The 12,849-nt window shown below is 62.1% G+C and carries 12 protein-coding genes; 6 read left to right on the top strand and 6 right to left on the bottom strand.

Annotation, left to right across the window (positions count from 1 at the left end; genetic code table 11):
• The first annotated feature begins 8 nt into the window (after positions 1-8).
• Both AB6K10_RS10685 and AB6K10_RS10680 read left to right on the top strand, forming a co-directional pair.
• Positions 9-1,670 (top strand): IS66 family transposase, encoded by a 1,662-nt coding sequence (locus AB6K10_RS10685; protein ID WP_339118472.1) that lies wholly within the window; start codon positions 9-11, stop codon positions 1,668-1,670.
• On the top strand, positions 1,660-1,929 hold the full coding sequence (locus AB6K10_RS10680; protein WP_062375866.1) for a hypothetical protein: 270 nt from the start codon (positions 1,660-1,662) through the stop codon (positions 1,927-1,929). Before AB6K10_RS10685 ends, AB6K10_RS10680 begins: the two co-directional genes overlap by 11 nt.
• A gap of 5 nt (positions 1,930-1,934) precedes the next feature.
• Here AB6K10_RS10680 and AB6K10_RS10675 read toward each other — a convergent pair whose 3' ends face one another.
• The 5 genes from AB6K10_RS10675 to cobT are packed head-to-tail and all read right to left on the bottom strand — an operon-like array spanning position 1,935 to position 6,315.
• Positions 1,935-2,624: an adenosylcobinamide-GDP ribazoletransferase gene (locus tag AB6K10_RS10675; protein ID WP_339118676.1), complete on the bottom strand. Its 690-nt coding sequence runs from the start codon at positions 2,622-2,624 to the stop codon at positions 1,935-1,937.
• Complete coding sequence (locus tag AB6K10_RS10670) at positions 2,621-3,187, bottom strand: bifunctional adenosylcobinamide kinase/adenosylcobinamide-phosphate guanylyltransferase (RefSeq protein ID WP_339118675.1); 567 nt, start codon at positions 3,185-3,187, stop codon at positions 2,621-2,623. Before AB6K10_RS10670 ends, AB6K10_RS10675 begins: the two co-directional genes overlap by 4 nt.
• Positions 3,171-4,262, bottom strand: coding sequence for a threonine-phosphate decarboxylase CobD (gene cobD / locus AB6K10_RS10665; protein ID WP_339118674.1), 1,092 nt, complete (start codon positions 4,260-4,262; stop codon positions 3,171-3,173). Before cobD ends, AB6K10_RS10670 begins: the two co-directional genes overlap by 17 nt.
• Complete coding sequence (cbiB, locus tag AB6K10_RS10660) at positions 4,259-5,242, bottom strand: adenosylcobinamide-phosphate synthase CbiB (protein WP_339118673.1); 984 nt, start codon at positions 5,240-5,242, stop codon at positions 4,259-4,261. Before cbiB ends, cobD begins: the two co-directional genes overlap by 4 nt.
• Positions 5,239-6,315 carry a nicotinate-nucleotide--dimethylbenzimidazole phosphoribosyltransferase gene (gene cobT, locus AB6K10_RS10655; RefSeq protein ID WP_339118672.1) on the bottom strand — a complete coding sequence of 359 codons (1,077 nt, stop codon included), beginning with the start codon at positions 6,313-6,315 and terminating at the stop codon, positions 5,239-5,241. The genes cbiB and cobT overlap by 4 nt, the downstream gene beginning before the upstream one ends.
• 276 nt (positions 6,316-6,591) lie before the next feature.
• Between cobT and edd the strand changes: the two genes are divergently transcribed.
• From edd to AB6K10_RS10635, 4 genes are read left to right on the top strand one after another with little or no spacing between them, the layout of a single operon-like run.
• Positions 6,592-8,481: a phosphogluconate dehydratase gene (edd, locus tag AB6K10_RS10650; protein WP_339118671.1), complete on the top strand. Its 1,890-nt coding sequence runs from the start codon at positions 6,592-6,594 to the stop codon at positions 8,479-8,481.
• A complete protein-coding gene (gene glk / locus AB6K10_RS10645) occupies positions 8,481-9,446 on the top strand; it encodes a glucokinase (protein ID WP_339118670.1) in 966 nt (321 codons plus the stop codon). Before edd ends, glk begins: the two co-directional genes overlap by 1 nt.
• Before the next feature lie 15 nt (positions 9,447-9,461).
• On the top strand, positions 9,462-10,331 hold the full coding sequence (locus AB6K10_RS10640) for an aldo/keto reductase (RefSeq protein WP_339118669.1): 870 nt from the start codon (positions 9,462-9,464) through the stop codon (positions 10,329-10,331).
• 48 nt (positions 10,332-10,379) lie between these two features.
• A complete protein-coding gene (locus AB6K10_RS10635) occupies positions 10,380-11,345 on the top strand; it encodes a carbohydrate kinase (RefSeq protein ID WP_339118668.1) in 966 nt (321 codons plus the stop codon).
• Between the two features lie 21 nt (positions 11,346-11,366).
• Here the strand turns inward: AB6K10_RS10635 and AB6K10_RS10630 are convergent, their stop codons facing one another.
• Positions 11,367-12,848, bottom strand: a complete 1,482-nt coding sequence (locus AB6K10_RS10630) for a glycoside hydrolase family 32 protein (protein WP_339118667.1) — start codon at positions 12,846-12,848, stop codon at positions 11,367-11,369.
• Position 12,849 lies beyond the last annotated feature (1 nt).

Below are 12,849 nucleotides of genomic sequence, written 5' to 3'. Positions count from 1 at the left end.
TATCGGCCATGAATTCAACGGCTTCAGCTTCTTCTCCCGGTACACTTTCCTCCTCGGCTCTGGCCGAGGAGAATGCACTGTTGCGGGAGCAGTTGGAGGCCCAGGCGGAATCCATTCGGCAGTTGAAACACCAGTTAGACTGGTTCAAGAAGCAGCTGTTCGGCCCCAAATCCGAGAAGCAGGTGGTCGATCTGCCCGGGCAGGACAGCTTGTTCCAGCCAGAGGAGGCACCGCGACCGGAACAGCCTGCCGATGAAGAAAAACGCACTATTAAGGCTTACCAGCGCGGCACCGGCAAGAAGCAGCGGGACGACGATTGTCTGAACGACACTGGCCTGCGCTTTACTGCCGGGGTGCCGGTGGAAGTCATTGAACACCTGCCACCGGAGCTGACCGGTCCGGACGCCGACCAGTACGACATCATTGGCACTAAAACGACTTATCGCCTGGCCCAGCGCGCCTCCAGCTATGTGGTGCTCAAATGCGAACGCCCGGTGTTCCGTCGTAAGGGCACTGACTCAAAACCTGTGACGACGCCAGCCCCGTTCAACGTGCTGGACAACAGCCTGGCCGATGTCAGCCTGCTGGCCGGGTTGCTGGTGGACAAGTTCCAGTTCCACCTGCCGCTGTATCGCCAGCACCAGCGCATTCAACAAGCGGGTATTACCCTCAGCCGCAGCACCCTGACGAACCTGGTGAAGCGGGCCATCGACCTGCTTCGGCCCATTGTGGACGCCCAGACCGACAACGTGCTGCGCAGCCGGGTGCTGGCCATGGACGAAACACCCATCAAAGCGGGCCACCAGGGCCGGGCAGGCCCGCAGAAAGGCAAGATGAAAACAGGCTGGTTCTGGCCCCTATACGGTGATGACGACGAAGTGGTGTTTACCTACTCGAACAGTCGGGGCCGACTGCACATCGAGCAGGTTCTGAACGACCAATTCAGTGGCACTCTGATCAGCGATGGTTATGCCGCATATGCCCGCTATGCCGCGGCCCAGAAAGGTATTACTCATGCTCAATGCTGGGTGCATAGTCGCCGTTGCTTCGTTGAGGCCCAAAAGGATCATCCTGAGAAGGCCACCGAAGCCCTGCAACAGATCGCGAAGCTGTACCAGATTGAAGATACCATTAAGGAAAAGGAGCTCACCGGCGAGAAGAAGCGCCAATACCGGCTGGACCATGCGAAGCCGGTCGTCAGCGGCTTCTTCCAGTGGTGCCGGGATCAGTTGGCACAAGGCGGCCTCGTGCCCAGCGACCCGCTGACCAAGGCCCTGAACTACGTGCTCGGTCGCGAAGCGAGCCTGACCGTGTTCCTGGAAAACCCGGACGTGCAGCCAGACACCAACCACCTGGAACGGGCGCTACGCCCCATTCCAATGGGCAAGAAAAACTGGATGTTCTGCTGGACCGAACTGGGCGCGGAACACCTGGGCATCATCCAGAGCCTGATCAGCACCTGCAAGCTGCACGATATTAACCCCTACACTTACCTGGTGGACGTGCTGCAACGCGTCAGTCAGCATCCCGCCAGTGAAGTGGCGAACCTGACTCCGCGGCGCTGGAAAATCCGGTTCGCCGAGAATCCGCTACGGGCTCTGATCGATCCCCGTCATCCGGACCGACAAGCCACGCAACTCACACCGGTGGAGGTCGTCCATGCGCATTGAGGACATGAGCATCGACGAGTTGCTGGAACTGAACCAGTACATCTGCCAGCGCATTGATGAACTGCAAGAACAGGAAACCCTGCAAGCCTTGAGTCGGTTGCGGGTTGGTCTGAAAGTGACCTTCGAAGGCCGAGAAGGACCGGTGTTGGGGATCGTCACCAAGATCAACCGCAAGAGTGTGATCGTGCTGGGCGAGGAAGGCAGGAAACAGTACAAGGTCTCGCCGGAGTTACTTAGGCCTCTGCGTGACGTGAAGTAGGTCAACTACGTCGTAGGATGAACGCTTACGTTAAATAAGCGCAGCAGCGCTAAGCGCGCCAGCGTGACCCAACACACCACCCCTAGCAGCCACAGTGGTGCTGACGGCCATGGCATGGCGAGCGGTAGCAGCGGCAAAAGCGCCAAACCAACGTCGCGGCGACCCAACGACTGCTGCCAGCTCCACGCCAGGCCCCGTGAGTGGGCGCATGGGGTCAATATAAGTAGCGCGACTCCCGCCCAGCGCCCCAGCGCGGGCACGATCATCAGCCACCACAGCGGCGCGTGATACTGCAGCAGCGCCCAGAGCAACACGCCCTTCCAGGCCAGCAAAAACAGCAGCGCGAGCATACCGAAGCTGCCGATTTGCGGGTCTTTCATGATCTCCCAGCGCCGTTTAAGAGGCTGGTTGCTGCCCAGCGCATCGGCCAGATCCATCACGCCATCCAGATGCAACCCACCCGTGACGCCGACCCACACGCTGAGCAGTATCAGCGCGCTTATGGGCGTGGGAGTGTGTGCGTATTCCAGCAGTAACGAGGCTAGCGCGAGCAAGCCGCCGATGAGCAGGCCGACGAGCGGATAGGCGCGAATGGCCCAGCGGCGGGTGTCAGGCGTCCAGGGGCAGGCCACCGGAATGGGCAATCGTGTCAAGAACTGCAGGGCCAGCAGCCCACCGTAAAGGACGTTGTTCACGTATTCGCGACCGCCTTCCACTCGACGCCCTGGCCGGCCACCACTTCGACCACCCGCTCCGCCTCGGCGGCCAGCCAGCGATGCAGCATTTGCAGAAATTCGACATAGCGCAGTGTATAGGGGTCGTTGGGTAGCGGCGCTTCGTTCAGATCGTTGGAAACGATGACGAGGGTAATGTCTCGCGCCCGGGCATCCTGAAGGCAGCGTACCAGCAGCGCGAACCCCTCGGTCGTGGAGAGCGGATCGCTCTCATCGGCGTCGGCATTGAACATGACTTGGCTCGCCCAGAGGGTAAGGCAATCCAGTAGGGCGGCATGGCCGTTAGGTACTTGCGCGATGGCTTGGTCGATGGCCAGCGGTGCCTCCAGCGTCACCCATGCAGACGGCGCACCGTCTGCCTCTCGCTCGGCTTGGTGACGTGAGACCCGCTCGGCCATCTCGTCGTCGTATATGTCAGCGGTGGCCACGTAAAAACACGGTTTGCCGTTGGCGGCTTGCAGGACGCACTGTTCAGCGACGTGACTCTTACCGGAGCGTGCGCCCCCACTAACGAACACAATCATGTAACACCTTTAACAATCGATCATTTGCTGAGCCATCGCGCACGGCCAGCCGCAGCCAATCACCGTCGAGCGCTGCAAAGCTGTAGGTATGCCGCGCCAGCATACCGTGATGCAGCAAGCGTTCAAGCAGCAGCACGCTGGAAAGCCCGCGCTGGCACAACGCTGGACCTGGCTGCACCAAATAAAAGCAGCTATGGCTGGGCACCACGGTAAGCCCTGCCTCTGCCAGCGCTTGCCCCATGCGCGGCTGTTCGCGCGCCAGCCACTGCCGCGTGCGCTGGGCAAAGGCCGTATCCGCCAACAGCGGTGCCACCAGCTCGGCAGCGAGGTGATTGACGCTCCAGGGCGGCTGATGGCGTGCCAGGGCGGCAACGTGCTCGGCACTCGCCAGCACGTAACCCAGGCGTAGCCCGGGCAGCGTGTAAAACTTGGTCATGGAGCGCAGCAGCACAAGCTGCGGATAGCGGGCTAGCAGCGGCGTGAGCGGCTCGGCATCGAGGGCGAGATCGATAAACGCTTCATCCACCACTAGCGTTGCCGTGGTGGGCATGCACGAGAGCAAACGCTCAATTTCCGTAGCGGAGATCAGCGTACCGGTGGGATTATTGGGGCGGCATAGAAAGATCACGTCTGCTTGGAGGACACCCGCGTCGAGCGCTGCCACTTGCAGACCGAAACAAGGTGCCTCAAGGGCAGTTTCCGTTACCACTAGCCGATGCGCTGCGCAGGCCCTGGCATACTCACCAAAGGTGGGTGTTACGATCAGCCCGCGCTGGCCTGCATGAAGGGCAGCGGCTAAAAAAATGGCGTCTGCCCCGCCGTTGGTGAGCAGCACTTGCTGCGGCGCTACGCCCTCATGTTCGGCAATGGCTTGCCGCGCGGCTCGGTAGCTGGGCTCCGGGTAGCGGCTTAACCCGCTAAAACGTTCAACCAACCAATCCGCCACCCAGGGCGGCGGCCCCAGCGGGTTGAGGTTCGCGCTCACGTCCTCGACCGGGTGATCGGCAGGCAGCCCAAAGCGCGCCAGCAGCGCCGCTGCGTCGCCGCCGTGGTCTGGCCAGGGAGCCGTTGTCATCGCAGCCCCCAGAGAAGCGCCAAGAGCGCGATCACCGTGAAGAACAGTAACCACCCGCCGTGCATCAGCCGCAGCGTTATGGAAATATGCGCCACGTTGAGCGGCATTTGCCCGCTCCCCAAGGTCGCCCGATGGGAGGCCACACCATGATAAAAATTAGTGCCGCCTAACTGTACGCCCAGCAAATTCGCCACCATCGCTTCCGGCCATCCGGCGTTGGGGCTGGGGTGGCGCGGCGCTTCCCGGCAGGTGGCGGCCAGCGCGCCTCGCCAGCGTGATACGGTGACGCCTCGCCCTATCAAGCCGCTGCCCGCTAGCCATAAACAGAGCGCCGTCAGCCGAGCGGGCAGCCAGTTGGCGATATCGTCGAGCTTGGCGGACGCGTAGCCGAAATCCGCGTAGCGCTCGTTGCGATAGCCCACCATGGAATCGAGCGTGTTGATCGCTTTGTACGCCAGCGCCAGGGGCGCGCCGCCGATAACGGCAAACAGCAGCGGCGAGGTAATGCCATCCACGGTGTTCTCGGCAACGGTCTCTACCGCACCTCGTGTGATCTCGGGTTCATCCAGTGAGTCGGTATCGCGACCTACGACCATCGACAGCGCATGACGAGCGGCGGCCAGATCCCCTTGGGCTAGGGGTTGGGCGATGGCTTTCCCGGCCTCGGCAAGTCCTTTGATCGCCAGCGTGGTGGCCAGTAGCCAAAGCTCGGCGGCGAGGCCTAGCCAAGGGTGAAGCTGGGTCAGCAGGGCCACCACCAGCCACGCGGCGGTGAACGTGCCCAGTACGATCACCGCCGTCAGTAAAAAGCCCCTCGCGCGGCGGCGCTGGGCGCTGCCGTGGTTCCAGCGCCGCTCTAGGGCGCTGATGCCCCGACCGATGATCACCACTGGATGCGGCAGCGCGCGGGGGTCGCCCACGATGAGATCGAGCACGATGGCCAGTGCGACAAGCGTCACCGAGGCGGGCAGCAGGCTCATACTCCGCCGCTGCTCACGCCCGCCTTCGTAAAGGTAGCCATGTCGCTGAGCATTGAGGCGGCGGCCTGTACCAGCGGGAACGCCAGTACGGCGCCGCTGCCCTCCCCCAGACGCATACCCAGTGCCAGAAGCGGCTCGGCTTCTAGTGCCGCAAGCGCGGTGGCATGGCCAGATTCTTCGGAGCGATGACCAAAGATGAGATAATCGCGCACCGCCGGAGATATGCGACACGCCGTCAGCGCGGCAACGGTGGCGATGAAGCCATCGACGATGGCGGGTAGTCGATGGGCGGCAGCGGCCAAATAGGCCCCCGTCATGGCGGCAATCTCCAGCCCGCCGAGTTTGCTGAGTACGTCTAAAGGATCGTCGGCGTTGGCTTGGCGGGCGTGTAGCGCCTGCTCGATCACCGCCGCCTTGTGCGCTTGCTGGGCGCTGCTTATCCCGGTCCCCGCGCCGACCACCGACGCCACCGGCACCTGGATGAGCGCCGCCAGCATGGCGCTGCTGGCGGTGGTGTTGGCAATGCCCATTTCACCGACGATGATGCTCCTCGCGCCCTGACCCGCCAAACGCTCTACCGTGTCGGCACCCACACCAATGGCGCACAGCGCCTCCTCTCGGCTCATGGCGTCTTCCCGCACCATGTTCGCCGTACCGGCGCGCACCTTGGCACCGACCACGCTCGGCAGTGACAGCGGTGACGCCACCCCTACATCGACCACGTCGACCTGAGCGCCCATCTGACGAGCGAAGACATTGATGGCCGCTCCCCCCTGGGCGAAATTCGCCACCATCTGAGCGGTCACTTCCTGGGGAAACGCCGACACCCCCTCGTCGGCCACGCCGTGGTCGGCAGCAAACACGGCCACGCCCGGCGGAGAGACGCGCGGTTTGCGCTGGCCGGTGATGGCGCTCAACTGAATGGCGAGCGTTTCGAGCCGGCCTAGACTGCCGGGGGGTTTGGTCAGCGTATCGAGATATGCCCGGGTGCGCTCACCCTCGGCGCTATCTACCGCGCGAATGCGCGCCAGGAGTGACTGAAGTCGCTGTTCGGCGGTCGGCTCGTTGTCCATCACAATTCTCCACAGGCTGGTGGCGCAGGATAGTAGCAAAACCAGGGCTGCTATACTTGCGCATTAACCATGAAACAGGCGCTTGCACGCCGTTTTTTTCTATCATTCATCAAAGCATCATGCGCGACGGCGATAGTTGTTAACCATTAGGGTAATAAAACTACAACTTAAGCTATAAATAGCGATTTTATTGCCGTAAAGTCTCTTATATCGACGCCATAAGATGTAAAATAACTACAAACTTGACTCACCGTCTCGACACATGCAGAGGTCCCTATGCCTGGTTCAACACCCGCTACACTCAATCCTACGGTTGCCGAGGTTACCCAACGCATTCGTGAGCGCTCTGCCGAGCGACGCGCCCTGTATGAGCGCCGCATGGCAGACCAGCACAAACGCGGCGTGCATCGCGCCGAACTCTCTTGCGGCAACCTCGCCCACGGTTTTGCTGCCTGTAGCGCGCAGGAAAAAGACTCCCTGAAGCTGATGAACAGTGCCAACCTGGGGATCATTTCTGCCTACAACGATATGCTCTCGGCCCACCAGCCGTTCGAAACCTTCCCGGAAACCATCAAAGCGGCCGCCCGCGCCATGGGCTCTACCGCCCAGTTTGCCGGTGGCGTGCCCGCCATGTGCGATGGCGTGACCCAAGGCCAGCCGGGCATGGAACTCTCGCTGTTTTCCCGCGACGTGATTGCCATGGCCACCGCCGTGGGTCTTTCACATAACATGTTCGATGCCGCGCTTTACCTTGGCGTGTGCGATAAAATCGTCCCTGGCCTGTTCATCGGCGCGGCGCGCTTTGGTCACCTGCCCGCCATGTTTGTGCCCGCAGGCCCGATGCCCAGCGGCCTGCCGAACAAAGAGAAAGCGCGCATTCGCCAGCTCTACGCCGAAGGCAAAGTGGGCCGCGAGGAGCTTCTGCAGGCGGAGTCCGACTCTTACCACAGCCCCGGCACCTGCACCTTCTACGGCACCGCTAACTCCAACCAGCTAATGATGGAAGTGATGGGCCTGCACCTGCCGGGCACCTCGTTCGTCAATCCTGGCACCGAGATGCGCGAAGCGCTGACCCGCTACGCCACTGAACAGGCCATTCGTAACACCGAACCCGGCGGCGAGTACCGTCCGTTCTATAAGCAGATCGACGAGCGCGCCATCGTCAACGCCGTGGTCGGTCTGCTGGCCTCCGGCGGTTCCACCAACCACACCATGCACCTGATTGCCATGGCGGCAGCGGCGGGCATTACGCTGAACTGGGATGACTTCACCGACCTGTCAGCGGTCACCCCCAGCCTGATGAAGGTGTACCCCAACGGCCAGGCAGACATCAACCACTTCCAGGCAGCGGGCGGCATGAGCTACCTGTTCCGCGAACTGCTAGGCGCAGGCCTGCTCCATGGCGATATTCCCACCGTGTTTGGCACCGACCTGACCGCTTACACCCAAGAGCCCTTCCTGGAAGATGGCAAAGTGGTATGGCGCGAAGGCCCGGAAAAGAGCCTGGACGAAGAAGTGCTGCGCCCGGTCGCTACACCTTTTGCCCCCACCGGCGGCCTGACCGTGATGAAAGGCAACCTGGGCCGCGGCGTGATCAAGGTCTCGGCGGTAGCCGAAGAGCACCGCATCGTCGAAGCGCCGGTGAAGATCTTCGAAGACCAAAACGAGATGAAAGCGGCATTCGAGTCGGGTGAGCTGGACCGCGACGTGATCGTCGTCGTGCGCTTCCAAGGCCCCAAAGCCAACGGCATGCCCGAGCTGCACAAACTGACGCCGTTCCTTGGCGTACTTCAGGACCGTGGCTTCAAGGTTGCCCTCGTCACCGATGGCCGCATGTCTGGCGCATCGGGCAAAGTGCCCGCCTCTATCCACATGAGCCCGGAAGCGCTGGACGGTGGCCCGCTGGCAAAACTGCGTGATGGTGACGTGGTACGCCTGGATGCCAACGCCGGTACGCTGGAAGCCAAAGTAGACGCCGCCACCTGGGCCGAGCGTGAACTCGTCGTTGCCAATCTAGACCACTACCATGTGGGCCTGGGCCGCGAGCTGTTCTCTGGCTTCCGCCACCTCGCCATGCGCGGCGAAGAGGGTGCAGGTTCCCTGGGCGGCTTCGAAGCCGACGATCTCGCTCGTCAAGAAGGTCAGATTTTTCAAGAGGACGCCTGATGCGACCGGCATTAATCGGGGACATTGGCGGCACGAATGCTCGCCTGGCGTTGGTCACGCCGGGCGAGGTAACGCCCCACGACATTCTTAACCTACCCTGCGCCGATTACCCCGGCGTGATCGAAGCGATTCAGGACTATCTCGCACGGGTGGGCGCAACCGGCGACAACGCGCCCAAAGAAGCTTGCTTGGCGTTCGCCTGCCCGGTGCACGCCGAGCGGGTAAAGATGACCAACAACCATTGGGACTTTATGAAAAGCGACGTTCAGCAGGCGCTGAATCTGTCGCTGTTTAAAGTTATCAATGACTTCACCGCCCAAGCACTGGGCGTTCCTCATGTGGGGGAAGATAATCTGGTGGAAGTGCAGCCTGGGGAAGCCCAGTCGCACTCGACCCGCTTGGTCATCGGCCCCGGTACGGGGCTAGGCGTGGCTGGGGTGTTCCCCGGCCAGCATGCCTGGATTCCGCTGCCGACTGAGGGCGGCCACGTTACCTTTGCGCCCACCGACACCACCGAACGCGCGCTGCTGGACGTGTTCTTACAGCGCCACCAGCGGGTCAGTGTGGAGCGCATCCTTTGCGGCCAGGGGCTGTTAGAGCTGTACCAAGCCCACTGCACCCTGGAAGGCCAAGCGCCGCGCTGCGAGACCCCCGCTGACGTGACCCAAGCGGCTAACCAGGGCGATGCCATCGCCACCGCCACCCTGCTGCGCTTTTTGAAAATTCTCGGCGACGTGTGCGGCGATGCCACCCTGACCATGGGCGCCCGCGGCGGCGTGTATCTCTGCGGCGGCATTCTGCCCCGCCTGTTGGACTGGCTGCCCAAGTGCGAGCTTCGCGCAAGCTTTGTTAATAAAGGGCGCATGGGCGCGTACAACGCCGACATCCCGGTGTGGATTGTGACTCACCCATGGACCGGCCTGCTGGGTGCCGCCGAAGCGCTGCATAACGAAGAAGTCTTTTAATTGATGGGAAACGCCATGGCTGCTGTTACGTTCGACGTGCCGTTTGTACTCGGCATGATGCGCCTGCATGAAGCGCAAGAGATGCACCAAGCGAGCCGCTTGGCCGACTGGATCGAAGCTCGCTTAGAACAGGGTTTGCACTGGTTCGACCATGCCGACATTTATGGCAACGGAGCGTGCGAAACGCTGTTTGGCCAAGCGCTGCGCGCCCGCCCGGCACTGGCTAAGCGGCTGAATGTGGTGACCAAAGCCAGCATCGCCAACGACAACCCGGCACCGGATTCCGGCAAGATCAAGCACTACAATGCCAGCCCAGACTACCTAAGCCGCGCCATTGACGATGCGCTGGGCCGTTTGGGCGTCGAGCGCCTGGACCACTTTCTGATTCACCGCCCGGACCTGCTGATGGATGCCGATGCCACGGGTCGCGCGCTGGATGATGCCATCGAGGCGGGCAAAATTGGTGCGGCGGGTATTTCCAACCATCTGCCCAACCAGTGGCGCAGGCTGCAACGCCATATGCACCACCCGCTTCAGGCCAACCAGATCGAACTCTCCATTGCCCATAGCGCGCCGCTGTTTGATGGCAGCTTTGACGACCTGGGTGCCGATGGCCATGCGCCCATGGCGTGGTCTCCGCTGGCGGGCGGCCAACTGATGCAGGGTGAAGTGAGCCGCGTATTGAACCGTTTAGCAGGCGAGCTGAACAGCACGCCCGGCGCGTTGGCGCTGGCATGGCTGCGCACCCTGCCCGGTCGCCCAGCACCGGTGGTGGGCAGCGTGAAACCGGAGCGTATTGCCGACATGCTGAACGGCCCGGAGACGCTGCCCAGAGAAGCTTGGTATGAACTGCTGGAGGCCGCCCGCGGCCACTGCGTCGCTTAGGCTCGCCACCCACTCAACATGAATGCTAATAATGACAAGGAACGACCTATGACGCCGGTGATTGCTTTCGGTGAAGCCTTGATTGATATGCTCTCGAGCCGCTTGGGCGATAACACAGGGCCGGAAACCTTTACCCCCTACGCTGGCGGCGCGCCCGCCAACGTGGCGGTGGCCTGCGCGCGGCTCAACGTGCCCAGCAAGTTTTTGGGGATGGTGGGTAATGATACCTTTGGGCACTTTCTAATTCGTGAGCTGAAAAGCCACGGTGTAGATACCCAGGGCGTGGTGCTCACCAAAGAGGCCCGCACGGCGCTGGCGTTTGTCTCCCGCGACAGCAGCGGCGAGCGCACCTTCGATTTCTACCGCCCACCGGCGGCGGACCTGCTCTACCGCCTGGAGCATCTGCCCCACGGCGTGTTCGAGCAGCCCGCCATTGTGCACCTGTGTAGCAATAGCCTGACCGACCCCGACATTGCCGAGACCACCCTCGCGATTGCCGCCATGGCCAAGCGTGCGGGCTGCCTTGTGAGCGTGGACGCCAACCTGCGCCACAACCTATGGACAGAGGGCGCTGCGGATACTTGGCTTGTCACCGAGCTGATCGACAGCGCCGAGCTGGTGAAAGTATCTCTCGAAGAGCTGGACTACCTACGTGGCGACCACCCAAAAGACGCGTGGCTCGCCGAGCGCATGGCCGCAGGGGTTAAAGTGGTGGTCGTCACCGATGGCCCCAATAACGTGGTGCTCAAAGGCATCGGCATTGACCAAACCGTGACCCCGCCCAGCGTCACGGCGGTGGACACCACCGCCGGTGGCGATGCCTTTATTGGCGGCCTGCTCGCGGAGCTTTCAAGCTACGGCATCAGCGAGAGCTGGCACCAGGACAGCGCGTTTCTCACCCGCGCGGTGGACATTGCCTGCCGCTGCGGCGCCCACGCGGTCACCCGCCCCGGCGCGTATGCCGCACTGCCCACCCACGCCGATATCGAAGCCCTGCGCAGTTCGGCAGGCTAACGCTCAGCGTCGTCGAGTTCGCTACTCGGCGACGCTTTGGGTAACCCCTTCCGCCACATCCACCCGCCCGCTGACGACTTCCAACGTAACCGGTTGACGGCGATGATCGACAAAGCTCACCTGGGTGATGCAGCGCTGCTCAGCGGCTCCTTCGATCAACATTTCCAGCGTACCGTGATCGCACCACCACCTCACCGTCACCGTTAACCCATCGACGCTGCCCGCCGCGTGATCACAGGAAAAGTGCTCATCGAACGCGGCCTGACCGTTACTCCCTTGACGCTCATAGTGTAGCGACGTTGTTGATTCACCTGCGGTCAGCCACAGTCGCTGCTGATAGCCCTGCTGTAGTGATAGCGCCAGCTTCGTACCTGCCGTGAGCACCAGCGTCAGTTGACCATGAATGGCCTCCCCATCGGACAACGCAATGCAGTGCTCCCCTGCCGTTTGCAGCGAGCGAGGCGATAGGCGGCGAGGGGCGCTGAGCACTTGAGCTGCTTCGCGAGCAAAATGCTGATGTAACCGCACCCCACGAGAAGTCGCACGCAGCGTCAGCTCTCGCGGCAGGCTCATGGTGCCTCGCCAGCCCGTTTCGGGGGCATGGTTGGCGTACTGCCAGTTGTTCAACCACGCCAGCGCAAGCTGCCGCCCGGGGGTATTCGACCAGCTCTGCACCGCGTAAAAATCCCGCCCTTCGTCCATCATCAGCACGGTGTCGGCAGCGTTATCATTGGTGAAACGCTGGCCGTCAAACTCGCCGATAAAGTACTGGGTAAACGAGCCAAACGGGTTCTCCGGCGTGGCGCCAATGCCTACCACCAGCACCCAGCGCGTGGCGGACTCATCCGGCCCAGCGCCTTCCACCGGCAGCTCAAACAGATCCGGACATTCCCAGGGGTGCTGGGTATGCGCGCCCTCGCCTTCGCCAAAGGCGCTAGCAAACTGCCACTCCAGCAGGTTATGGGAGGTATAGAAGTGAATCTCCTGCCCACAGGCCAGCGCCATTACCCAGCGCTGGCTAGGGCCATGCCAAACCACTTTAGGGTCGCGGAAATCTTTAAACCCAGGCGGCGGCAGAACCGGATTCCCTTCGTACCGCTGCCAGGTACGGCCCTTGTCGCGGCTATACGCCAAGCACTGGGACTGCTGGTAATCCTCCGGGTCATCAGAGAGCACCCGGTGGCAGGTGTAAAACGCCAGGAGCCCCGGCTGGCCGTCAAACAGCCCCGTGACATCGTGCTCATCCACCACGGCGCTACCCGAAAAGCAGGCACCCTCTTCGTTGGGTGCCAACGCGATGGGCAAGTGCCGCCAATGGCAAAGGTCACGGCTAACCGCATGCCCCCAATGCATTGGCCCCCAAACGGTGCTGAACGGGTGGAACTGATAAAACAGATGGTACTCGCCCTCGAAAAACACCAACCCATTGGGGTCGTTCATCCACCCCATCGGCGGGGCAAAATGCACTGCCGGGCGCTGGGGTTCAAAATCCGCTAACGTCATG

The sequence above is a fragment of the Halomonas sp. BMC6 genome, assembly GCF_964204995.1.
GTDB lineage: Bacteria > Pseudomonadota > Gammaproteobacteria > Pseudomonadales > Halomonadaceae > Vreelandella.
Note: the sequence above shows the minus strand (reverse complement) of the source record. Positions and strands in the feature narration are given on the sequence as shown.

What these genes read in the sequence shown, in the direction of transcription:
- AB6K10_RS10635 (WP_339118668.1), top strand. Translation starts at nt 10,380, where the DNA reads ATGACGCCGGTGATTGCTTTCGGTGAAGCCTTGATTGATATGCTCTCG.
- cbiB (WP_339118673.1), bottom strand. Translation starts at nt 5,242, where the DNA reads ATGAGCCTGCTGCCCGCCTCGGTGACGCTTGTCGCACTGGCCATCGTG.
- AB6K10_RS10640 (WP_339118669.1), top strand. Translation starts at nt 9,462, where the DNA reads ATGGCTGCTGTTACGTTCGACGTGCCGTTTGTACTCGGCATGATGCGC.
- AB6K10_RS10670 (WP_339118675.1), bottom strand. Translation starts at nt 3,187, where the DNA reads ATGATTGTGTTCGTTAGTGGGGGCGCACGCTCCGGTAAGAGTCACGTC.
- glk (WP_339118670.1), top strand. Translation starts at nt 8,481, where the DNA reads ATGCGACCGGCATTAATCGGGGACATTGGCGGCACGAATGCTCGCCTG.
- cobT (WP_339118672.1), bottom strand. Translation starts at nt 6,315, where the DNA reads ATGGACAACGAGCCGACCGCCGAACAGCGACTTCAGTCACTCCTGGCG.
- edd (WP_339118671.1), top strand. Translation starts at nt 6,592, where the DNA reads ATGCCTGGTTCAACACCCGCTACACTCAATCCTACGGTTGCCGAGGTT.
- AB6K10_RS10680 (WP_062375866.1), top strand. Translation starts at nt 1,660, where the DNA reads ATGCGCATTGAGGACATGAGCATCGACGAGTTGCTGGAACTGAACCAG.
- AB6K10_RS10685 (WP_339118472.1), top strand. Translation starts at nt 9, where the DNA reads ATGAATTCAACGGCTTCAGCTTCTTCTCCCGGTACACTTTCCTCCTCG.
- AB6K10_RS10630 (WP_339118667.1), bottom strand. Translation starts at nt 12,848, where the DNA reads ATGACGTTAGCGGATTTTGAACCCCAGCGCCCGGCAGTGCATTTTGCC.
- cobD (WP_339118674.1), bottom strand. Translation starts at nt 4,262, where the DNA reads ATGACAACGGCTCCCTGGCCAGACCACGGCGGCGACGCAGCGGCGCTG.